We start from the raw sequence: 22,607 nt of genomic DNA on the forward strand, positions 1-22,607 counted from the left end.
AATCTCGGTCGACGGGCTTCACCCGCCCTACGGGGCCACGCCCTAACGCAGCGCCGGCCCCTGGAAGCCCATCCACAGTGCAATACGATCCGCGACACTGGTTCCCAGGCGCTTGGCGAAACGATCGAACGGCGTATCACGCACAGTGAAGTCGACCAACTCTTTCTCACCAATCACTTCGCGTGCGACATAGCTGGCACTACCCAGCGCATCGACCAACCCCAACTGCAGCGCCTGCTCACCCGACCAGACCAACCCGGAGAACAGTTCGGGATGCTCGTCCGCCTTCAGCCGCTCACCACGCCCCTTCTTCACACTGTCGATGAACTGACGATGCGTGGTATCGAGAACGGTCTTCCAGAAACGGGTCTCTTCTTCCTTTTGCGGCTGGAAGGGATCGAGAAACGCCTTGTGCTCACCCGAGGTGTAGACGCGACGCTCGACACCGAGCTTTTCCATCGTCTCGACAAAACCGAAACTGGCCGCAGTCACACCAATGGAGCCAACCAGACTGGCCTTGTCGGCATAGATCTCGTCCGCCGCACTGGCAATGTAATAGGCGCCCGAAGCCCCCAGATCGGAGATCACCGCATACACCTTGGTTTGCGGGTACTCACCACGCAGACGGCGGATCTCGTCATAGATGTAGCCGGACTGCACCGGACTGCCGCCCGGACTATTGATGCGCAGGATCACACCCTTGGTGCCAGTATCCTCGAAGGCGGCACGCAGACTACCGACCACCTTGTCCGCACTGGCCTCCTCGCGATCGGCGATCATCCCGCGAATCTCGATCAATGCCGTATGCCCTTCGCTCGTCGAGGTCTTTTTCAGATCGAGGATCGGCAGGAACAGCACCAATGCGCCAAACAGATAGATGAAAGTCAGGAACTTGAAGAAGATCCCCCAGCGCCGCGAACGTCGCTGCTCCTGCACACTGGACAATAAGGCCTTTTCCAGCAGCTTCCAGCTCTTGGCATCCTCGCCCTGGGAGGAGGCCGATGACTTCCACTCATCCGACATGTTCGCTCACCTTTGCTTCGCGCCGTAGCGGATAACTCTCCAGCCACGTACGCAGTTCATTGAATTGCTCGATAGCCAGGCGCGGCCCACACTCACGCAGCACCGACAGCGGCTGAGCACCGTACCCGACAGCAACGCTATCGACACCCGCATTACGCGCCATCAACAGATCGAAAGTCGAATCCCCAACCATCAGCGCACGCTCAGGAGACACGCCGCAGTGCGCCAGAATCTCGTGCAGCATGCGCGGATCGGGCTTGCCGGCAGTCTCGTCCGCACAGCGCGTGACATCGAAATAGTCCAGCCACCCTTTATCCGCCAGCACACGATGCAGACCATTGCGCCCTTTGCCCGTCGCCACCGCCAAGTGATAACCCTGCTCACGAAATGCTTCGAGCGACTCCTTCACACCCTCGAACAACGGCGAGGGTTCACGCTCCAGCAGCAGGTATTGCTCACTGTAGGCGCGACGGATGACTTCGAGTCGAGCCGGCTCATGGAGTTCCGGATAGAGGGTCTGGATGGCATGCCCCAACTCCAAGCCGATAATGCCGCGCACCTCGGCGTCACTACAGCGCACCAGGCCAACCACGTCAGCGGCACGATGCATGGCCTCGACAATACGGCCGATGGAATCCACCAAGGTGCCGTCCCAATCGAAGATCAGCAGCCGATAGTCAGGCACTCAGGCGCTCCAGGGTTTTCGCCCACATCTCATCCACAGGTGCCTCAAGCTTCAACACACCGCCATCAGGCAATGGCACATGCAACTCGTAGGCATGCAGGAACAGGCGCTTGCCGCCCAAGTCGCGGATTTCACGAGTGAAATCGTCATCTCCATACTTGGAGTCGCCCGCAATGGAGTGCCCAGCATGCTTGGCATGCACACGAATCTGGTGGGTACGCCCAGTCACCGGCTTGGCTTCGACCAAGGTGGCGAACTCACCGAAACGGCGCAGCACACGAAACAGCGTCAACGCCTCCTTGCCCTCGCTATCGACCTCGACCATGCGCTCGCCAGAACGCAGATTGCTCTTCTGCAATGGCGCATTGATCTGCTTCTTGGCGGTTGCCCAATGGCCACGTACCAAGGCCATGTAGCGCTTGTCGACACCGTCGCCACGCAACTGTTCATGTAGATGGCGCAGCATGCTGCGTTTCTTGGCAATCATCAGCAGGCCCGAGGTATCGCGATCCAGCCGATGTACCAGTTCCAGATCCTTGGCATCGGGACGCAACTGGCGGAACGCCTCGATCACCCCGTAATTCAGGCCGCTACCACCATGCACGGCAATACCGGCCGGCTTGTTCAGCACGATCAGTGCCTTGTCCTCATAGACAATGGCCGCTTCGAGGCGCTCGAGCAGCCCCTGCGCCAGCGGCTCAGGCTCATCGCGCTCAGCCAGACGCAGCGGCGGCACACGCACGATGTCACCGGCCTGGAGTTTGTATTCGGGCTTGATCCGCCCCTTGTTCACACGCACCTCTCCCTTGCGCAAGATGCGGTAAATCAAGGTCTTGGGCACACCTTTGAGCTGTGTCCTGAGGAAGTTGTCGATGCGTTGGCCGGCGAGTTCCGGTGCAACCTCGATCAGCTGAACGCCGGAGGTTGGAGAGGCAGGAGTAGTCATCGCGCAATCATAACAATTTTTTATGGAATTGAAGCACTTAATCATTACTGATATAGTCGCGAACGCCGCCAAAAGCGGCCTGGCCTGCGGATGATCGCCAACCTTGCCATCCCCTGCCCGCGCAAACCATTCAGGACGTGAGGCCGTCCGACGGATTCTTCAGAGTTAGAAAGGCCGCGAAGTGGCCACGAAGAGTTCGGAAATAACGCCTTGAGTATGATGCGCGACTCGCCCTGACAAGGCGGTCGCGGTAAATGACAACCGCTGCGGAATCCGCGCGCGGCACCCGATTTTCAGCGATACGTGTAGGGTGGAGATGTACAACTGTCGGCCTGCGTAGCCCTGGCTTGATCAAAGACGCCTCATCTCGTCCGCGACCTTCAGTTGATTCCTCTTCCTGACTGAGTGCTTTCTGTCACCACAGCAAGCAGGAGACGTCCGTCGCGACCGCCACCTCTGATGACTGGCCGTCGCTCGACAGTGGAACGATTTACGACCGTTTCTGACGCGCCTGACACCGACCCTGAGAGTCGTGTGTGCCTAACGTGGCTTCCGGTAGCCCCGGAATCCATTGGTACCACATGAAAAGAATGCTAATTAACGCAACTCAGCCCGAAGAGTTGCGTGTTGCCTTGGTAGATGGCCAAAAACTCTACGATCTGGATATCGAGTCCGGCGCCCGCGAACAGAAGAAGGCCAACATCTACAAAGGCCGCATCACTCGCGTCGAACCCAGCCTCGAAGCCGCCTTCGTCGACTTCGGCTCCGAACGTCACGGCTTCCTCCCCCTCAAAGAAATCTCCCGCGAATACTTCTCCAAGTCTCCTGAAGGCGGCCGCGTCAACATCAAGGACGTGCTCAAGGAAGGCCAGGAAGTCATCGTCCAGGTCGAGAAAGAAGAACGCGGCAACAAGGGCGCAGCCCTGACCACCTTCATCAGCCTCGCAGGTCGTTACCTGGTACTGATGCCGAACAACCCACGTGCCGGTGGCATCTCCCGCCGCATCGAAGGCGAAGAGCGCAACGAACTGCGCGAAGCACTGAACGGCCTCAACGCGCCGGCCGACATGGGCCTGATCGTGCGTACCGCCGGCCTCGGTCGCTCCAGCGAAGAAATGCAGTGGGATCTCGACTACCTGCTGCAACTGTGGAGCGCCATCAAGGAAGCCTCCACCAGCCGCCCTGCCCCGTTCCTGATCTATCAGGAATCCAACGTCATCATCCGCGCCATCCGCGACTACCTGCGCCAGGACATCGGCGAAGTCCTGGTCGACAGCGTCGAAGCCCAGGAAGAGGCCCTGAGCTTCATCCAGCAGGTGATGCCGCAGTACGCCAGCAAGATCAAGCTGTACGAAGACAGCGTGCCGCTGTTCAACCGTTTCCAGATCGAAAGCCAGATCGAAACCGCCTTCCAGCGTGAAGTGAAGCTGCCGTCCGGCGGTTCCATCGTCATCGACCCGACCGAAGCCCTGGTTTCCATCGACATCAACTCGGCGCGCGCCACCAAAGGCAGCGACATCGAGGAAACCGCACTGCAGACCAACCTGGAAGCGGCTGAAGAAATCGCCCGCCAACTGCGCCTGCGCGACATCGGCGGCCTGATCGTCATCGACTTCATCGACATGACCCCGGCCAAGAACCAGCGTGCCGTCGAAGAGAAGGTGCGTGAAGCCCTGGAAGCCGACCGCGCCCGCGTTCAGGTCGGCCGCATCTCGCGCTTCGGCCTGCTGGAAATGTCCCGTCAGCGCCTGCGTCCGTCCCTGGGTGAAACCAGCGGCATCGTCTGCCCGCGTTGCAACGGCCAAGGCATCATCCGTGACGTCGAATCCCTGTCGCTGGCCATCCTGCGCCTGATCGAAGAAGAAGCGCTGAAAGATCGCACCGCCGAAGTCCGCGCCCAGGTACCGATCCCGGTCGCCGCCTTCCTGCTCAACGAGAAGCGCAACTCGATCACCAAGATCGAACTGCGCACCCGTGCGCGCATCGTGATCCTGCCGAACGATCACCTGGAAACGCCGCATTTCGAAGTGCAGCGTCTGCGTGACGACAGCCCGGAAGCACTGAGCGGCCAGACCAGCTACGAAATCGCCGCCACTGCGGAAACCGAAGAGGCCACTGCTCACCCGGCCGCCGCCACGCGCACCCTGGTTCGCCAGGAGGCCGCAATCAAGGCCGCGCCGCGCAGCAGCGCTCCGGTCGCAGCCGAGCCGCAAGCGCCACTGGCCCCGACCAAGGCGCCTGAGCCGAGCCTGTTCAAAGGCCTGGTGAAGTCGCTGGTCAGCCTGTTCGCCGGCAAAGAAGAAGCCAAGCCAGCAGTCGTCGAGAAGAAGAGCAACGAGCGTCCGCCGCGTGAAGAACGCCGCAACGGTCGTCAGCAGAGCCGTAATCGCGGCGGTCGTCGCGACGAAGAGCGCAAGCCGCGCGAAGAACGTGCTCCGCGTGAAGAGCGTCAGGCCCGCGAACCGCGCGAAGAGCGCCAACCTCGTGAAGAGCGTGCTCCGCGTGAAGAACGCGCCCCACGCGAGCCGCGTGAAGGCCAGGAGAACCGCCGCGAGCGCAAGCCGCGCGAAGAGCGTGCACCGCGTGAAGAACGCGTACGTGAACTGCGCGAGCCGCTGGATGGCGGTAACGAGCAACGCGAAGAGCGTGCCGAGCGTCAGCCCCGTGGCGAGCGCCAAGAGCGTCAACGTCCGCCGCGCGAAGAGCGCCAGCCACGTACCGAGCAGGCCGAGGCGCTGCAGGACGAAGCACTGCCGAACGAAGAGCAACTGCAAGATGACGAGCAGGAAAGCAATGATGGCGAGCGTCCACGCCGTCGCTCCCGTGGCCAGCGTCGCCGCAGCAACCGTCGTGAGCGTCAGCGTGATGCCGACGGTAACCTGATCGAAAACGCCGAAGCCGATGAAGGCGAAAGCCAGGTCGCAGCCGCCGCTACCGTTGCTGCCGCCGCAGTCGTCGCCGAAAGCGTCGAGAGCAGCGCCAACGTCGCTAGCGAAGAAGCCCCTGCCGCCACCGAGCCTACCCCGGTCGAAGTGCCCGTGACTCAGGTCGTTGAGCAAGCAGCAGTTGCCCAGGAGCAAGAGCCTGCTGCAAGTGAAACCAGCGAAACCGTCGCAGCCGCGGAAGTCGTCGAGGCTGCCGAGCAACCTGCCGCTGTTGTCGAGACCGAAGTTGCACCGGTCGCACCGGCACCGGCACAGGTCGACGTCCCAGAGCCCGTCGCTCAGCCCGAAGTCGCTGCCCAGGTAGAGATCGAGCTTGCCGCGCCGGAACAGGCTCCAGTTGTAACCGAAGCGCCCGTCGAAGCCGCACCCGCCGCTCCGATCGCCGGCGGTCGCGCCCCCAACGACCCGCGTGAAGTGCGTCGCCGCAAGCGTGAAGCCGAGCGTCTGGCCCGCGAAGCCGCCGAAGCAGCTGTCGCTACACCGGTGGTAGCCGAGGCAGCCCCTGCTGTCGTGGAAAGCGCCCCAGTGGAAGCAGAAGCCGCCGTGGGCGAGGCCACTCCAGCAGCCGAAGCCAGCGCTGAAGTCGCGCCTGCCAGCAGCGAGCAGACTGCAAGCGAAGTGGTCGAGCAGCCGCAGCAGGAAGAAGAAGCAAGCCGCGAGAAGGAAGAGGTCAAACCTCAGGTTTGATCCTTCAGCGACGATGAAAAAGGGGGATGCCATGGCATCCCCCTTTTCATTTCTGCAGCAGCGAACGCCTACAACGAGCGTAACCCCTCAAAGGACGTTAGGTTCGATTTCCAGCACGACGCCGAAACGCGTCAGTACATCGGCCTGAATGCGCTGCGCCAACTGCAGCAACTGCGCGCCACTGGCGCCACCATAATTGACCAGCACCAATGCCTGCAGACGATGCACGCCGGCATCGCCCTCGCGAAAGCCCTTCCACCCTGCCCGCTCGATCAACCAGCCAGCTGCCAGCTTGACCAAACCGTCACCAGCCGGATAACTGACCAGATCGGCATGCTCCGTGCGAATCTGCTCGGCCAGCTCGAAGGACACCACAGGGTTCTTGAAGAAACTGCCAGCGTTACCCAACTCGGCCGGATTCGGCAGCTTCTCACTACGGATCGCACAGATCGCCCGACTGACGTCACTCGCCGTCGGCGCTTCGATTCCCATCTCGGCCAGACGCTGACGCACCGGCCCATAATCCAGGCGCAACGATGCCAACCGACTCAACTGGAAACGCACGCGCAGAATCAACCAGCGTCCAGCCTCGCGCTTGAACAGGCTGTCGCGGTAGGCGAAGGCACATTCGTCCAGCGTGAAATCACGAACCTCACCAGTCTGTCGATCCAGCGCGCTGAGGCCAGCGAACAGATCCTTGATCTCCACGCCATAGGCGCCGATGTTCTGCATCGGTGCCGCGCCAACGGTGCCAGGGATCAGACTGAGGTTTTCCAAACCGCTCAGTCCTTGCGCCAGGCTCCACTGCACGAAGGGATGCCACGGCTCGCCAGCCTCGGCCTCGAGCAACACCCGCTCGCCATCATCGCTGAGGATACGGATGCCACGGCTGGCCATGCGCAGCACCAGCGCCTCGACATCACGAGTGAGCAGCAGGTTGCTGCCACCACCAATCACCAGCAACGGCAAATTCCGATGCGCGGCCAGGCTCAACGCCTCGCGTACGTCCTCATCGTCATGCGCCTCGGCGAACAGCCGTGCCTGTACATCGACACCGAAACTGTTGAAGGCCTTGAGCGAAACGTCACTCTGTAGATTCAGGCTCACAGACGCCTCTTGATTTCGACCAGCAACGCATCACTGGCCTGCTCGATCAAATCCAGCACCTGCTCGAAGCCATCTTCCCCGCCGTAATAAGGATCCGGCACTTCATCCAGGGCCAGCTCGTAACGACGCAGATACAGGTCGAGATCGGCACGGGCATTGGCTGGACGCAATGCCTGCAGGTTGCGCAAGTTGCTCTGATCCATGGCCAGGATCAGGTCGAAACGCTGAAAGTCGGCAGCCTCGACCTGCCGTGCACGCTGCGCGGACAGGTCATAACCACGGCGCAGGGCGGCCTGCCGTGTACGGCTGTCCGGCGCCTTGCCAACGTGCCAGTCGCCGGTACCGGCGGAATCCACCTGCACGCGCTCCTCCAGCCCCACAGCACGCAGCTTGTGGCGAAAGACGCCTTCGGCAGTAGGCGAACGGCAGATGTTGCCGAGACAGACGAAGAGAACCTTCATCAGGCCCCCAGCAGGTGGCGCACCCGCTCCAGGTCTTCAGCCGTATCGACCCCAGCGGCCGGCGCTTCGAGCGCATCGGCTAAGTGGATACGCACGCCGTGGTACAGCGCACGAAGCTGCTCCAGGCACTCGGTATCCTCCAGCCAGCACGGGCCCCAGGACACGAAGTCATGCAGGAAGCCGGCGCGGTAGGCATAGATGCCGATATGACGACGATAAGGCACGCTTTCAGGCAGGACATCACGGGTCTTGGCAAAGGCGTCGCGTGCCCATGCCAACGGCGCCCGACTGAAGGTCAGGGCCAGGCCGTGCTTGTCGGCGACCACCTTGACCACATTGGGGTTGAACAGCGCAGTGACATCCTCGATGGGCTCGGCCAGGGTAGCGATACCCGCCTGCGGATTGGCCGCCAGGTTGGCCGCCACCTGATCGATGATCACGGGAGGGATCAGCGGCTCATCGCCCTGCACGTTGACCACGATGGCATCGGCAGGCAAACCGAGCTGAGTGGCGACTTCGGCCAGGCGATCGGTGCCTGAGTTGTGATCCACGCGAGTCAGCAGTACCTCGGCACCGAATGCCTGGCAGGCCTCGACGATGCGCGCATCATCGGTGGCCACGACCACTCGGCTGGCCGAGCTCTTTCTGGCCTGCTCCCAGACGTGTTGCACCATGGGCTTGCCGGCAATGTCCTGCAGCGGTTTGCCGGGCAAACGGGTGGAGGCGTAACGGGCGGGGATGACGACGGTAAAGGCTACGCTCATTTACTTGTCCAGACGCTCATCGGTGTTCAGGGTGCGTGCTTCGCTTTCCAGCATCACCGGGATGCCATCGCGGATCGGGTAGGCAACACCAGCGCCCTTGCTGATCAGTTCGGTCTTGTCTTCGGAGAGTTGCAGCGGGCCCTTGCAGATCGGGCAGGCGAGGATATCGAGCAGTTTAAGGTCCATGGCGGAGTCCTTGATGGGGTTACGTACGCCCCGGTATGAGGCGGGCCAGCTGTCCATCCAGCCAATCGACGAAGGCCGGCGTGGGCACGGCATCGACGGCCAGGTACCACCAGTCGGCAGCGGCGAAGGCCCGGCATTTCACCGCATCCTTCTCGGTCATCAGCAGCGGCAGCGGCGGCTCGAAGCTGAGCCTGGCGGCGTCGTACTGGGCATGGTCGGCGAAGGGATGCGGAACCGGTCGCCAGTTTAGCGCTTCGAGGGTATTGAAGAAACGTTGCGGGTTGCCGATACCGGCGACGGCATGCACGGCCTGGCCCGGCGGGAAATGATCGAGCGCCACACGCTCACCACTGGCCAGATTCACCAGCGCCGTCGGTTGCAGACGAAAAGCGAAGCCATCCTCGCGGTCAGACTCGGCGCCGTTGAGCAACACCGCATCGACTTCGCTCAGACGCTCGGCAGGTTCACGCAGGGGTCCGGCCGGCAGGCAGTGACGATTGCCCAAACCGCGGGCGGCGTCGATCAACACCAGCTCCAGGTCACGCGCCAGGCGGTAGTGCTGCAGGCCGTCGTCGCAGAGGATCAGATCCAGCGGCTCCTCGGCCAGCAGCGCGCGCACGGCACGGCTGCGATCCGGGTCGATCATCAGCGGCACGTCCGTACGCTGCACGATCAACAGAGGTTCGTCACCCGCCTGCGCTGCACCGTGCTCACTGCGTACCCGCCAGGGCAGGCTCGGCGGCTTGGCGCCATAACCACGGCTGACCACGCCGACACGTAGCCCACGTGAACGGCAGTGCTCGATCAGAAAGAGGATCAGCGGCGTCTTGCCAGTGCCACCGACGGTGATATTGCCCACCACCAGCACCGGCACCGGCGCACGGTAGATATCACCCTCGCCGGCCAGAAACCGGGCGCGCTTGCCCTGCACCACGCGGCGGTACAGCCATTCCAGCGGACGCAGCAGCGTGAGGGCCGGATGGCCACGGTACCAGGCATCGAGCAGGCGATCGGCGGCGCTCACTCAGGGGGCTTCCTGTGCTTCCACCGTGGTGATGCGCAGGTGCGAGAAACCCAGCTTGCCAGCCGCATCCATGGCAGTGATCACCGCCTGATGCGGCGTCTTGCCATCGGCGCTGATGGTCAGCGGCAGACTGTTGTCGCCGTCGGACTCTTTCTGCAACGCGGCCATGAGGTTGCTCAGGTTGCTCTCCAGCAACGCCTGGCCATTCACCGAAAAGGCACCGTCGGCGCCGACCAGAATCTCCAGCTGCTTGAGAGCAGTCTGCTCTGGCGGCGTGCCGCTGGCCGCTTCAGGCAGATCCACCTTGAGCTGGGTCTCGCGGGTGAAGGTGGTGCTGACCACGAAGAACAGCAGCAGGATGAACACCACATCGATCAGTGAGGCCAGGTTGATCTCGACGTTCTCACGCCGACTACGCCGGAACTTCACGCTTTGCGTCCTTCCTTGCGACCCGGTTTCTCGGCGGTGGCAGCAGGGGCTGGGGCATCGCTCATATCGACCTCACGGTCGCCCTGCAGCATTTCCACCAGTTTGATCGCCTCCTGCTCCATGCCCACCACCAGTTCGTCGACACGACGGGTGAGGAAACGATGGAAGAACAGTGCCGGAATCGCCACGATCAGACCGGTTGCCGTGGTGATCAGCGCCTTGGCGATACCGCCGGCGAGCATCTGGGTATTGGCACCACCGGTCGTGCCCATGAAGGCGCCGAAAATATCGATCATCGCCAGCACGGTGCCGAGCAAGCCGAGCAGCGGCGCAATACCGGCAATGGTGCCGAGGGCATTGAGGTAGCGTTCAAGATCATGAATGACACGAGCGGCGGCCTCTTCGATGCATTCCTTCATGACCTCGCGACCATGCTTGGAGTTGGCCAGGCCGGCAGCGAGGATCTGGCCGAGCGGCGAATGCCCACGCAGTTCCTTGAGCTTCTGGTTGTTCAGCTTCTTGTCCTTGATCCACTGCCATACCTGGGCCAGCAGGTTGGCCGGGGCGACACGGGAAGGACGCAGGGTCCACAGGCGCTCGGCAATGATGCCGGCAGCAGCGATGGAGCAGAGAATGATCGGCAGCATAACCCAGCCGCCGGACTTGACCAGTTCCCACACGGTATAGATTCCCCCTCGAAAAAGTGGCGCCACTCTAGCACAGCCCCTTCCTGACGCACCGCTGCGGTTCTCATTTTTCCCGCCAGAAGCGCCTTTGCTCACGCAAGCCGCTGACCTCTCCATAAGTGCCCAGCCATAGCATCAGAGCCCCCTGCTCAGCGGTATCGTGCAACACCACGTCACGCGCGATATAACGCGCCACCACCTGAGGGTGGGGATGACCGAAGCTGTTGTGCCGACCACGCGACAACAGCCCGCCATGCGGCGCGACAGCGTTGAGAAAGCCCGGGCTCGATGAGCTGCGACTACCGTGGTGCGGCACCAGCAACCATTCAGCCTGGGCTGGCAGCTCACTGCCCAGCAATGCCCGCTCGGTGCGATTGTCGATGTCGCCAGTCAGCAGCAGGCTCTCACCCCGGGCACTGACCCGCAGGACGCAGGAACTCGGGTTACCCGGCCCGCCCTCAGCCCAGCGCCACAGCTGAAACTCGACGTCATCCCACTGCCAGCGCTGAGCGGTACAGGGTTCGGCCTGCAGTTCAAGCGTCAGGCGCTCCACCTCGCCACTGCGCACAAGGGCAACGGGCAAGCCATGAACGATGGCACTGGCCCCGCCAGCATGATCGTTGTCAGCGTGACTGAGCAGCAGCAAATCCAGGCGCCGCACATCGAGCGCACGCAACGACGGCAAGACCACTCGCTCGCCCATGTCGAAGTCACCGAAACTCGGCCCAGCATCGTAGAGCAGCGCGTGCTCACGGGTACGCACCAGCACCGACAGGCCCTGCCCCACATCGAATACCCATACCTGCGCCAACCCATGCGGCACAGGCTTGCTCTGCACGAGCAGTGCCGGCAGCAATAGAAACAACCCGGGCAGACGCAACGGCACGCCCGATGGCAGCAGCAACAAGGCTGCTCCCAACACCGCCAGCAGCAACGCCCACCAGGGCACACTCGACGGCAGCCAGGCTGGCAACCACGACGCGATCTGCCCCAGCACGAGAAACAGCAGCGCCAACAACCCGCCCGCCAGCGTCAGCAACCCTTCACCCAACCAGGGAATGGGCAGCAGCAGTGTTCCCAGCAAGGCCAGCGGCACAACCAGTACACCCACCCAGGGCACGGCAATCAGATTGGCCAACGGCCCGCTGGCGCTGACCGGCAATCCCAACGCCAACATCGCTGGCAACAGGCCGAAAGCCATTGTCCATTGCGCTCGCCCCAGACTACGCCAGGCACTCCAACTACCCAGGCGCCCCGCGAAGACCACTATCAGCACGGCAACCGCAGCGAACGACAACCAGAAGCCCGGCTGCAACACCGCCAGTGGCTCGGCCAGCAGCACCACCACCAACGCCAGCAGCAATGGCCACCAAGCCCCCAGATGACGGAAGCGCAAACGCCACAGCAGCACCAGCGCGATCATCACGCAAGCACGCCGCACCGGCACCTCGAAACCAGCCATCAGTCCGTAGGCCAGGGCCCCACTCAATGCCAACACGCAGGCACAGGGCAACCAGGGCCAACGTCGCGGCCACAAGCCCAGGCGGGCCAGGCCTGCTACCAGACCATAGAGCAGACCGGCCAGCATGGTGATGTGCTGACCGGAAATGACCATCAGATGCACCGTGCCGGTATGCTGCAACAGGCGCCAGTCGGCGGTGCTCAGGCCCGAGCCGTCACCCAGCACCAGCGCGGCAAGACCGCCGGCGCGGCCGAAGGCCTCCACCTCGAGCAGATGCTGACGCACCTGATCACGCCAGGCCCCCAGCCCACCCGCCTCGCTCAGGCGCTGCCCGGCCTTGACCGTACCGGTGGCACCGATGCGCTGCGCCAGCAACCAGGCCTCATAATCGAATGCCTGCGGATTAACCAGACCATGGGGTTGACGGAGACTGACCGCCAGACGCCAACGCTCCCCACCGCGGATCTCCGGCCCATTACGCCAGGACAGGCGGATCAGTTGCGGCAGCTCGCCGCGACGTGACAACGCATCTTCGAGCTGAAAACGCACCACGTCATTGGCGACTGCTGGCAACCCGACCACCTGCCCCTCCAACCATAAGGTGCGGCCATCGAACGCTGGCACCAGGCGATCATCCAGCGCCCACTGCGCCGAGGTACAGGCCCAGACCATGCCCAGCAGGAAAAAACCGATTAGGTAGAGGCGAGAGGCCAACAGTGCGAGGCCCAGCGCTGCACAAACGAGCAACAACCAGGCTGGCGGCAATGCCGGCAAAAATCGAAGTGACAATAAGCCCAAGGCCAGCGCCAGCATCCCTGCGCGCATTGATGTGCTCCCTGCACATGGGCCGATCTGGCCCGACGAACAGAAGTGTAGCCCGGATAAAATCCGAGCTAACCGCTATTCGTAGCGCAGCGCCTCGGCTGGCTGCACCTGCGCGGCGCGCCAGGACGGGTAGACCGTCGCCAGGAAACTCAGGATCAGCGCCGCTGAGCAGATCAGCGCCACATCGAGCCATTGCAGATCAGACGGCAGACTGCTGATGAAGTAGACATCGGAGCTGAGCACTTGCTGCCCGGCGAAAGACTCCAGCCAGGCCACCAGGGCACTGACATTGAGCGCGGCGAGCACACCGAGCACGGTGCCGATCAGCGTACCGACCACGCCGATCACGCTGCCCTGCACCATGAAGATCGCCATGATCTGCCGCGGCGTGGCGCCGAGGGTGCGCAGGATGGCGATATCGCCGCCCTTGTCGGCCACCACCATGATCAGCGTGGCGATGATGTTGAATGCAGCGACGGCGACGATCAGCAGCAGCAGCAGGCCGATCATGGTCTTTTCCATCTTCATCGCGCTGAACAGGCTGCCCTGGGTGTGCGTCCAATCATCGGCGCGGTAACCATCCCCCAGTGACGCGACCAGCGCCTTGGACACCTGCGGCGCCTGGTACAGATCCTTCAGCGCCAGACGGATGCCCGGCACCGTGCCTTCCGGCAGGCGCTGCATGGCGGCGGCGTCAGCGACGTTAATCAGCGCCAGCGAGCTGTCCAGCTCGGCACCGACCTTGAACACTGCCGCCACGTTCAGGCGTTGCATGCGCGGGGTAACGCCACCGGGAGCATTGCTCAGCTCGGGAATGATCAGGGTCAACTTGTCACCCACCTGCAGGCCGAAGCGCCGCGCGGTGATATCGCCGATGACCACGCCGAACTCACCAGGCTGCAGATTGCTCAGGCTGCCCTGGCGGATATGGTCGGGCAGAATCGACACCTTGGCCTCTTCGGCCGGGTCGATGCCATGAATCTGGATCGGTTGCATCAGCCCGCGATGCGACAGCATGCCTTCGAGTTCGGCATAGGGCGCGGCAGCCTGCACCTGCGGGTTGCTCATGGCCTTGTCAGCCAGCGCGCGCCAGTCAGCGACCGGTTCGGCGCCATAGAGCATGGCGTGCGGCACCATGCCGAGAATGCGCGAGCTCATTTCCTTCTGAAAACCATTCATCACCGACAGCACCACGATCATCGCCAGCACGCCGAGTGCCAGGCCGATCATCGAAGTCAGCGAGATGAAGGAAATGAAGTGGTTGCGGCGCTTGGCCCGCGTGTAGCGGGTGCCGATGAACAGGCTCAGCGGGCGGAACATCAGAGGCTCACCAGCTTGCCGTCCTGCAGGCTCAGCACGCGATCCATCTGCCGCGCCAGCTGCATGTCGTGGGTCACCACCAGGAACGCGGTATTGGAATCGCGGCTGAGCTCGCGCATCAGTTCCTGAATACCTTCGGCGGTATGTTGGTCAAGGTTGCCGGTGGGCTCATCGAGCAGCACCAGCCCCGGACGATTGACCAGGGCACGGGCGATAGCCACACGCTGACGCTCGCCACCGGACAACTCGGAGGGCTTGTGATGCAAGCGATGCCCCAGCCCGACTCGCTCAAGCAGCGCGGTCGCACGCTGGCGGGCCTCGGCAATTGGCGTCTTGCCGATCAGCAGCGGCATGCAGGCGTTTTCCAGCGCGGTGAACTCGGCCAGCAGGTGGTGGAACTGATAGACGAAGCCCAGTGCGCGGTTGCGCAACAGGCCACGCGCGGTTTCGCTGAGCGCCGACAATTGCTCGCCCGCCAGCCATACGCTGCCTTCGCTCGGCGTATCCAGGCCACCGAGCATGTTGAGCAGCGTACTTTTACCGGAACCGGAACTGCCGACGATGGCCACGCGCTCGCCGGGAAACAGCTCCAGCTCGAGCCCATCGAGCACCACCACGGACTCGGGGCCCTCTTCGTAGCGCTTGCCCAGGTTACGGCAGCTCAGGACGGCGTTGCGCGGATTCTTGGCTTGGTCGTTCATCAGATCACTCATAACGCAGGGCCTCGGCCGGCTGGGTACGCGCAGCACGCCAGGCAGGATACAGGGTGGCGAAGAAGCTCAGCAGCAACGCCGCCGCGCAGACGGTAACCACATCGGAGGTCTGCAGTTGCGAGGGCAGGTAGTCGATGAAGTAGACATCGGCATTGAGAAATTTGATGCCCAGCAGACGTTCGATAGCGGCGATCAGGCTGCTGATGTTGAGCGCCGCGAGAATACCGAGCACGGCGCCGATCAGGGTGCCGACCACGCCGATCACCGTGCCCTGCACCATGAAGATGGCCATGATCTGTCGCGGCGTGGCGCCCAGGGTACGCAGGATGGCGATGTCGGCTTTCTTGTCGGCCACCACCATCACCAGCGTGGAAATGATGTTGAACGCGGCCACCGCGACGATCAGCAGCAGCAACAGGCCGATCATGGTCTTTTCCATGCGGATGGCCTGGTACAGATTGCCGTGAGTGCGCGTCCAGTCTCGGGCATAGAAGTCGCCGTCGAGACTCTGGGCGATCTCCCAGGCCGCGCGCGGTGCCTGGAACAGGTCGTCGAACTTCAACCGCAGGCCCTGCACCTGATCCGGCTGCCAGCGTTGCAGGCGCGCCAGGTCGCTGATGTTGGCCAAGGCCAGGGCACCGTCGATCTCGCCGGCGCCGACATGGAAGATACCGGTGACGGTGAAACGCTTCAGGCGTGGGAACATGCCCGCCGGGGTCACGGTGACCTCGGGGGCGACGAAGGTGACCTTGTCACCGAGCTTGAGGCCCAGCTTGGCCGCAGCCTTGTCGCCGATGATCATGGCGAATTCGCCGGCCTGCAGCGTATCCAGGCTGCCCTGCTGGAAGAAGCCGTCGATGATCGACACCTTGCGCTCCTGCTCGGGATCGATGGCGTTGATCAGCACCTTCTGCACCTTGCCCTCATGCGTGAGCAGGCCTTGCATCTGGGTGAACGGCGCCACGGCCTCGACCCGCGCATGCTGCTCGACCTGGCGTGCCAGCGCCTGCCAGTCCTTCACCGGCGTTGGCGACTCGACCGTGGCATGCGGAATCATCCCCAGTACGCGGGTCCGCATTTCATGGTCGAAGCCGTTCATCACCGACAACACCAGGATCATCACCATCACCCCCAGGGTGAGGCCGAGCATGGAGGTCAGGGAAATGAAGGAAACGAAGTGGCTTCGTCTTTTTGCGCGCGTGTAACGCGTACCGATGTATACGAACAGAGGTCTGAACATGTCGGGAAGGGTCAGGGGAAAAAGGAACGTCCTTGTGGCGGGCCCTGGCGAGCGGCCTTACACTCAGAACCAGTACGAGCCCGCTACGTGCCGGATCGTCAACGAGTTCTCTGACCACCACCGCTGCCATGGGTTCGCCATGTCGACATACGATGTAGATGATCGCCGCGAATACTATCGTATCGAGGATACGATCGCACTGGAATTCACCCTGCTCTCTGGCGCAGCGGCCCACTCCAGTGACGTGCTTCACGATGCCTCGCCGCTGTTCAATCTGCTTAGCGACCTGCATCTGATGGACTTCGAGTCACAGCACCTGCTGCGGCATATCAGCGAACGCGATCGCACCCTGGCCAATTACCTGAAAGTGATCAACAAGCGCATCGATCTGCTTGGCCAGGCCGTGGCGCAGAGCTTGCTGCGCGATATTGGCTTGCCGCGCAAGGTGTCGCTGTCCGAAGGCGGCATCAGTTTCAACAATGCCCAGCCCGTACCCGAATACAGTCACCTGGCGATCAAGATGGTGCTGATGCCGCAGGCGCTCGGCCTTCTGCTGCGTGCCCGGGTGGTGCACTGCAGCCAGCGCGCCGACGGCCAATATGAAATCGGCACGGAGTTCGAAGCGTTGACCGACTCACAGCGTCAACTGCTTGCTCGGCATATCCTGCAGAGACAGGCACTGGAGCGTCGCCAGGCCCGTGAGTGATCGCTGTTCAGGAGCCCCATCATGCACCGCTTCGTTCTTCTGCTTGCCCTGCTCGCCCCCACCGTCCTGCTCGCTGAAACCCTGACCATTCCGGTGGGCAGCCAGGGGGCGGATCTCGACGAGCGCAACCTGCCGCACAAGGGCGAGTCCAAACGCTCGGTGCTGGAGCGCTTCGGCCTGGCTGACGAGGAACATGCGCCTGTCGGCCAGCCACCGATCACTCGCTGGGACTACCGCGAATTCAGCGTCTACTTCGAATACGATCACGTGATCAACAGCGTGCGCCATCACCGCGCGCGTCACCTCGACCCCGCCAAGGAGCAACAGTGACTCTTATCTACGGCCATCGCGGCGCCAAGGGCGAAGCCCCGGAAAATACCCTGGCCAGCTTCCAGCGCTGCCTGGAGCATGGTGTCGACCGCTGCGAACTGGATCTGCACCTGTCACGCGACGGCGAGCTGATGGTCATCCACGACCCCACGCTCAAGCGCACCACCGGGCTACGCGGCAAGGTGGTCGAACATGACGCAGCCGACCTGGTGCGCTACGACGCACGCAAAAGTGGCCCTGGCTGGGTTCGCCCCTGCCCGATTCCGCGCCTGGATGAATTGTTCGAGCAGTGCCGCTTCGAACACTGGCAACTGGAGGTCAAGAGTGCCTCGAAGATCCGCGCCGCCCGCACCGTGCTGGCCATCGCCGAGCTGGTCGAGCGCCATGGTCTGAAGGATCGCATCACCATCACCTCCAGCTCACGTGCCGTGCTCAAGGCCGCACGCGAACTGACACCCCACCTGCAACTGGGCCTGGTAGCGGAATATGCCTGGCTCGATCCACTGAAGGTCGCCGCCCATTACGGCTGCCATCTGTTGGCGCTGAACTGGACGCTGTGCACCCCGGAGCGATTGCTCAAGGCGCAGAAACAGGGATTGCACGTGTCAGTGTGGACGGTCAACGAGCCAGCGCTGATGCGCCGCCTGGCCGATTTCGGCGTCGATAGCATCATTACCGACTTCCCCGGCCTGGCGGTGCAGACGCTGCGCGGTTAAAAGCCGAGACATGTCCGGGTAGGGTGCGCCGTGCGCACAGCGCACCCTACAAAAGCCATCCGCGCCAGACCTCAAGCCTTATCCGATCAGCATTAGGTAATCGGGGGATACCCGCCCACAAGAATGAAAAAACCGGCCCAAGAGCCGGTTTTTCTTTGCTGCCGCCTGAGACGCTAGAAGCTCTCCCGATTCGGCCAGCGCCATTCGGAAGCTACCACCCAGCCTGTCTCCCCGACCGGCTCAGGCCGCCGGCCGGAGCCGCTCAAAAAAGCCGGTTGAGGCCGTCGAACGCCGCCACTCGATAGGCTTCCGCCATGGTCGGGTAGTTGAAGGTGGTGTTGATGAAGTACTTGATGGTGTTGGCTTCACCCTTCTGGTTCATGATCGCCTGACCGATGTGGACGATCTCCGAAGCCTGGTAACCGAAGCAGTGCACGCCCAACACTTCCAGAGTTTCACGGTGGAACAGGATCTTCAGCATGCCCACCGGTTCGTGGGAAATCTGTGCCCGCGCCATGCCCTTGAAGAAGGCCTTGCCCACTTCGTAAGGCACCTTGGCCTGAGTCAGCTCACGCTCGGTTTTGCCAATGGAGCTGATCTCCGGAATGGTGTAGATGCCGGTAGGCACATCATTGACGAAACGCCAGCTGCCGTTGTCGACGATGCTGCCGGCAGCCGAACGGCCCTGGTCGGAGGCTGCGCTGGCCAGGCTCGGCCAACCGATCACGTCACCGGCAGCGTAGATGTTGCCGACTTCGGTACGGTAGTGCTCGTCGACCTGGATCTGGCCACGGCTGTTGACCTTGATACCGATGTTCTCCAGGCCCAGCAGGTCAGTGTTGCCAGTACGCCCGTTACACCACAGCAGCGCATCGGCCTTGATCTTCTTGCCCGACTTGAGGTGCAGGATGACCCCGTTCTCAAGGCCTTCGATGCGCTCGTACTCTTCGTTGTGACGAATCAGCACGTTGTTGTTACGCAGGTGATAACTCAGCGCATCGGAAATTTCCGAGTCGAGGAAGCTCAACAACTGGTCGCGGTTGTCGATCAGATCCACCAGCACACCCAGACCACTGAAGATCGAGGCGTACTCGCAACCGATGACACCCGCTCCGTAGATGATCAGACGGCGCGGCGTGTGGCCGATGCTGAGAATGGTGTCGCTGTCATAGATACGCGGATGGCGGAAGTCGACATCCGCCGGGCGATACGGACGCGAGCCGGTGGCGATGACGACGTTCTTGGCGACCAGTTTCTCGACCGCACCGTTGAGGCAGACCACTTCGACGGTGTGCTCGTCGGAAAAGCTGGCCGTACCGAAATAGGTATCGATGCGGTTGCGCGCGTAGTAACCGGTACGCGAGGTGACCTGCTTGGCGATCACTTTCTCGGCGCTTTTGAGCACGTCAGGGAAGGAGAACCAGCGCGGCTCGCCGATCTGGCGAAACATCGGATTGGTGTTGAATTGCATGATCTGCCGCACCGAGTGACGCAGCGCCTTGGAGGGAATGGTGCCAAGGTGGGTGCAATTGCCGCCGACCAGGGGACGATTGTCCACCACCGCCACCTTGCGCCCGGCCTTGGCCGCGTTCATCGCCGCGCCCTCGCCCGCAGGGCCGGAGCCCAGCACCACTACGTCATAGTTGTAGACCGCCATCTAGCACTCCTCAAATTGTTGCGCCCCAGCACCAACCGCCGGCATGCGCCAGGCCATTGATGGGCATCGATTATCGCGGGCCGCATGACGGCTGGCAAAAACTTCCGGGGGAAATCTTCGCAATCGCTCAGCATGGTACCCAGAGTGGCCGCCCTGATTGGCGAGCCACAGGAATCGGAACGCGCAGCATGACTCATCTGCGCGCTGTCCTGCCATTATCGTTTGGTCGCGTCGTAGGCCAGGCTGCTGTCAGCCTCGTCCTCGGCGTTGGCTTCTTCGCACTTGGTGCGATCACCGCCGCAGATGGAGCATTCCTTCTCGATCCCCAGGTTGGCGATACCGCCGCAGGAACCGGCAATCGGTTTGCGCCCCATGAGCACGCCGACGGCCATGCCAAGTACGACCATCAGCATGATGACGAATACCAGTAACCAGGTCATGGTTTCTCTCCTTGCGCCCCGAAAAGCGCATCGAATGCCGGCGTGCTGCGGGTGCTGAAACCTTCGTTCTCACGGGTGATGAAGAAGGCGGCAATCTGCTCACGTTCGGCGAATGCATAGCCACGATCCGGGCCAAGCACCATTAATACGGTAGACAACCCATCGGCATGCAGCGCCGACGGAACGATGACGGTGACAGCCGCCAGACGGTGATTGATCGGCGCCCCGCTCGACGGATCGAGCGTGTGCGAGTAGCGCTGACCGTTCTCCTCGAAGTAGTTGCGGTAGTCACCGGAAGTGGAAACCCCGTAACCGTCCAGCTCGATGATCCGCTGCGCCACACGCTGATCGTCACGCGGCTCTTCCAGCGCGATTCGCCAGGGCGAACCATCGGGCTTGCGCCCCACGGCCTTGAGCTCACCGGTAGCCTCGACCATATAACTGCGGACACCTTTGCGGTGGAGCAGTTCACCAATGCTGTCGACGGCATAGCCGGCGGCGATGGCATTGAAATCCACCTCCACGGCCGCGTCCTTGCACAGTTGCTGTCCGTCGATACGCAGATGCTCGTGCCCTACGCGCTGACGAACTTCGGCCAGAGCTTCGGCACTCGGCACGCGCTCACCCTGCCCTTTGGGCCCGAAGCCCCACAGGTTGAGCAGCGGCTCCAGGGTCAGGTCGAAGGCTCCGTCACTGATCTGCGACAGCTCCTTGCCATAACGCACCAGCATCAACACGGGTTCGGGCATGGTCTGGCAGGTTCCGGCCGGCGCATCGTTGAAGCGCTCGATGTCGGAATCCTTGCGGTAGGTGGACATCTGCCCGTCCAGCTCGGCGAGAAACGCTTCCACCTCGAGCTGCAGCTCATGGGGTTGCGGCACACCGGAACTGCGCACGTACTTCACCGTGTAGGTGCTGCCCATGGTCGGGCCGCCAAAACTTTCCAGGGTGTCGGAAAACAAGCAGCCCGTCAGGGCTGCCGCTAATGCGGCAGCGATGACGGGCTTGATGATGCGCAGGGCCATATCAGCCGCCGAAGTCGTCGAGCAGGATGTTGTCACGCTCGACGCCCAGATCCACCAGCATCTTGATCACGGCGGCGTTCATCATGGGCGGGCCGCACATGTAGAACTCGCAATCCTCGGGGGCCGGGTGGTCCTTGAGGTAGTTTTCGTACAGCACGTTATGGATGAAGCCGGTGTAGCCGGTCCAGTTGTCTTCGGGCTGCGGATCGGACAACGCCAGGTGCCACTTGAAGTTTTCGTTCTCGGCCTGCAGTTGGTCGTACTCTTCGACGTAGAACGCCTCGCGCATGGAGCGCGCGCCGTACCAGAAGCTGATCTTGCGCTTGGAGTTCAGGCGCTTGAGCTGGTCGAAGATGTGCGAACGCATCGGCGCCATGCCGGCACCACCGCCGATGAAGACCATCTCGGCATCGGTGTCCTTGGCGAAGAACTCACCGAACGGCCCGTACACGGTGACCTTGTCGCCCGGCTTGAGATTGAACACCCAGGACGACATCTTGCCTGGCGGCAAGTGATCCTTACCCGGAGGCGGCGACGCGATACGGATGTTGAACTTCACCAGACCGCGCTCTTCCGGATAGTTGGCCATGGAGTAGGCGCGGATCACGGTCTCGTCGACCTTGGAGACGTACTTCCACTGGTTGAACTTGTCCCAGTCGCCACGATACTCCTCCTGCACGTCGAAGTCCTTGTAGTGCACGGTGTGCGGCGGGCACTCCAGCTGCACGTAACCACCGGCGCGGAAATCGACGTTCTCGCCTTCCGGCAGCTTGAGCGTCAGCTCCTTGATGAAGGTCGCGACGTTCGGGTTGGACTCGACGGTGCATTCCCACTTTTTCACACCGAAGACTTCTTCCGGAACCTCGATCTTCATGTCCTGCTTGACCGGAGTCTGGCAGGACAGGCGCCAGCCCTCACGAGCCTCGCGCTTGTTGAAGTGCGACTCCTCGGTGGACAGCATCTCGCCGCCACCGCTCTCGACGATGCACTTGCACTGCGCGCAGGTGCCGCCACCGCCACAGGCGGAAGACAGGAAGATGTCGTTCTCGGCCAGGGTCTGCAGCAGCTTGCCGCCAGCCGGAACGGTAATGGTGCGCTCACCATTGATCTCGATGTTCACGTCGCCGCTGGAAACCAGGCGCGCACGAGCCATGAGGATCACCGCCACCAGGGCGACGATGACCCCGGTGAACATGGCGACTGCCACTAGAATCTCGAAAGCCATTAGTA

The 22,607-nt window shown here is 62.4% G+C and carries 22 protein-coding genes; 4 read left to right on the forward strand and 18 right to left on the reverse strand.

Annotated elements, in window-relative coordinates:
- Window positions 1–42: 42 nt before the first annotated feature.
- The 3 genes from sppA to rluC are packed head-to-tail and all read right to left on the reverse strand — an operon-like array spanning window position 43 to window position 2,654.
- On the reverse strand, window positions 43–1,023 hold the full coding sequence (sppA, locus tag HS968_RS16910; protein ID WP_179622005.1) for a signal peptide peptidase SppA: 981 nt from the start codon (window positions 1,021–1,023) through the stop codon (window positions 43–45).
- Complete coding sequence (locus HS968_RS16915) at window positions 1,013–1,708, reverse strand: HAD-IA family hydrolase (RefSeq protein ID WP_182367367.1); 696 nt, start codon at window positions 1,706–1,708, stop codon at window positions 1,013–1,015. Before HS968_RS16915 ends, sppA begins: the two co-directional genes overlap by 11 nt.
- Window positions 1,701–2,654, reverse strand: a complete 954-nt coding sequence (gene rluC / locus HS968_RS16920; RefSeq protein ID WP_106736335.1) for a 23S rRNA pseudouridine(955/2504/2580) synthase RluC — start codon at window positions 2,652–2,654, stop codon at window positions 1,701–1,703. The genes HS968_RS16915 and rluC overlap by 8 nt, the downstream gene beginning before the upstream one ends.
- 581 nt (window positions 2,655–3,235) lie before the next feature.
- On the opposite strand from rluC, the gene rne reads away from it, so the two are divergent.
- Window positions 3,236–6,286, forward strand: coding sequence for a ribonuclease E (gene rne, locus HS968_RS16925; protein WP_182367370.1), 3,051 nt, complete (start codon window positions 3,236–3,238; stop codon window positions 6,284–6,286).
- A gap of 87 nt (window positions 6,287–6,373) precedes the next feature.
- Here rne and murB read toward each other — a convergent pair whose 3' ends face one another.
- From murB to HS968_RS16980, 11 genes are all read right to left on the reverse strand, one after another.
- Entirely contained in the window at window positions 6,374–7,393 is a 1,020-nt protein-coding gene (murB, locus tag HS968_RS16930) for a UDP-N-acetylmuramate dehydrogenase (protein WP_182367373.1), read from the reverse strand.
- Entirely contained in the window at window positions 7,390–7,854 is a 465-nt protein-coding gene (locus HS968_RS16935) for a low molecular weight protein-tyrosine-phosphatase (protein ID WP_182367376.1), read from the reverse strand. The genes murB and HS968_RS16935 overlap by 4 nt, the downstream gene beginning before the upstream one ends.
- Window positions 7,854–8,618: a 3-deoxy-manno-octulosonate cytidylyltransferase gene (kdsB, locus tag HS968_RS16940; RefSeq protein ID WP_182367378.1), complete on the reverse strand. Its 765-nt coding sequence runs from the start codon at window positions 8,616–8,618 to the stop codon at window positions 7,854–7,856. The genes HS968_RS16935 and kdsB overlap by 1 nt, the downstream gene beginning before the upstream one ends.
- Window positions 8,619–8,804 (reverse strand): Trm112 family protein, encoded by a 186-nt coding sequence (locus HS968_RS16945; protein WP_013714804.1) that lies wholly within the window; start codon window positions 8,802–8,804, stop codon window positions 8,619–8,621.
- Window positions 8,805–8,823: 19 nt separating this feature from the next.
- Window positions 8,824–9,828 (reverse strand): tetraacyldisaccharide 4'-kinase, encoded by a 1,005-nt coding sequence (gene lpxK / locus HS968_RS16950; RefSeq protein ID WP_182367381.1) that lies wholly within the window; start codon window positions 9,826–9,828, stop codon window positions 8,824–8,826.
- Window positions 9,829–10,257 carry an ExbD/TolR family protein gene (locus HS968_RS16955; RefSeq protein ID WP_119692816.1) on the reverse strand — a complete coding sequence of 143 codons (429 nt, stop codon included), beginning with the start codon at window positions 10,255–10,257 and terminating at the stop codon, window positions 9,829–9,831. It abuts the gene before it with no gap.
- A complete protein-coding gene (locus HS968_RS16960; protein ID WP_106736342.1) occupies window positions 10,254–10,937 on the reverse strand; it encodes a MotA/TolQ/ExbB proton channel family protein in 684 nt (227 codons plus the stop codon). The genes HS968_RS16955 and HS968_RS16960 overlap by 4 nt, the downstream gene beginning before the upstream one ends.
- 70 nt (window positions 10,938–11,007) lie before the next feature.
- The gene (locus HS968_RS16965) at window positions 11,008–13,230 is read right to left on the reverse strand and encodes a DNA internalization-related competence protein ComEC/Rec2 (RefSeq protein WP_238338850.1); all 2,223 of its coding nucleotides are present in this window, start codon (window positions 13,228–13,230) and stop codon (window positions 11,008–11,010) included.
- A 75-nt stretch (window positions 13,231–13,305) separates the two neighbouring features.
- Window positions 13,306–14,550, reverse strand: a complete 1,245-nt coding sequence (locus HS968_RS16970) for a lipoprotein-releasing ABC transporter permease subunit (protein WP_119692819.1) — start codon at window positions 14,548–14,550, stop codon at window positions 13,306–13,308.
- Window positions 14,550–15,251 carry a lipoprotein-releasing ABC transporter ATP-binding protein LolD gene (lolD, locus tag HS968_RS16975; protein WP_119692820.1) on the reverse strand — a complete coding sequence of 234 codons (702 nt, stop codon included), beginning with the start codon at window positions 15,249–15,251 and terminating at the stop codon, window positions 14,550–14,552. The genes HS968_RS16970 and lolD overlap by 1 nt, the downstream gene beginning before the upstream one ends.
- A gap of 4 nt (window positions 15,252–15,255) precedes the next feature.
- The gene (locus tag HS968_RS16980) at window positions 15,256–16,503 is read right to left on the reverse strand and encodes a lipoprotein-releasing ABC transporter permease subunit (protein ID WP_179622013.1); all 1,248 of its coding nucleotides are present in this window, start codon (window positions 16,501–16,503) and stop codon (window positions 15,256–15,258) included.
- Between the two features lie 139 nt (window positions 16,504–16,642).
- Here HS968_RS16980 and HS968_RS16985 point away from each other — a divergent pair, with 139 nt between their 5' ends.
- The 3 genes from HS968_RS16985 to HS968_RS16995 are packed head-to-tail and all read left to right on the forward strand — an operon-like array spanning window position 16,643 to window position 18,255.
- Window positions 16,643–17,209, forward strand: coding sequence for a PilZ domain-containing protein (locus HS968_RS16985; RefSeq protein ID WP_119692822.1), 567 nt, complete (start codon window positions 16,643–16,645; stop codon window positions 17,207–17,209).
- A 21-nt stretch (window positions 17,210–17,230) separates the two neighbouring features.
- Window positions 17,231–17,539: a phosphodiesterase gene (locus tag HS968_RS16990; protein ID WP_182367384.1), complete on the forward strand. Its 309-nt coding sequence runs from the start codon at window positions 17,231–17,233 to the stop codon at window positions 17,537–17,539.
- Window positions 17,536–18,255, forward strand: coding sequence for a glycerophosphodiester phosphodiesterase (locus tag HS968_RS16995; protein WP_182367387.1), 720 nt, complete (start codon window positions 17,536–17,538; stop codon window positions 18,253–18,255). Before HS968_RS16990 ends, HS968_RS16995 begins: the two co-directional genes overlap by 4 nt.
- A gap of 262 nt (window positions 18,256–18,517) precedes the next feature.
- Here HS968_RS16995 and sthA read toward each other — a convergent pair whose 3' ends face one another.
- From sthA to nqrF, 4 genes are all read right to left on the reverse strand, one after another.
- A complete protein-coding gene (gene sthA / locus HS968_RS17000; RefSeq protein WP_119692825.1) occupies window positions 18,518–19,912 on the reverse strand; it encodes a Si-specific NAD(P)(+) transhydrogenase in 1,395 nt (464 codons plus the stop codon).
- Between the two features lie 215 nt (window positions 19,913–20,127).
- Window positions 20,128–20,352, reverse strand: coding sequence for a (Na+)-NQR maturation NqrM (nqrM, locus tag HS968_RS17005; protein ID WP_119692826.1), 225 nt, complete (start codon window positions 20,350–20,352; stop codon window positions 20,128–20,130).
- Window positions 20,349–21,377 carry an FAD:protein FMN transferase gene (locus HS968_RS17010; RefSeq protein WP_179622015.1) on the reverse strand — a complete coding sequence of 343 codons (1,029 nt, stop codon included), beginning with the start codon at window positions 21,375–21,377 and terminating at the stop codon, window positions 20,349–20,351. Before HS968_RS17010 ends, nqrM begins: the two co-directional genes overlap by 4 nt.
- Before the next feature lies 1 nt (window position 21,378).
- The gene (gene nqrF, locus HS968_RS17015; RefSeq protein ID WP_179622016.1) at window positions 21,379–22,602 is read right to left on the reverse strand and encodes an NADH:ubiquinone reductase (Na(+)-transporting) subunit F; all 1,224 of its coding nucleotides are present in this window, start codon (window positions 22,600–22,602) and stop codon (window positions 21,379–21,381) included.
- Between the last annotated feature and the right edge of the window lie 5 nt (window positions 22,603–22,607).

The organism is Pseudomonas berkeleyensis (assembly GCF_014109765.1).
GTDB lineage: Bacteria > Pseudomonadota > Gammaproteobacteria > Pseudomonadales > Pseudomonadaceae > Aquipseudomonas > Aquipseudomonas berkeleyensis.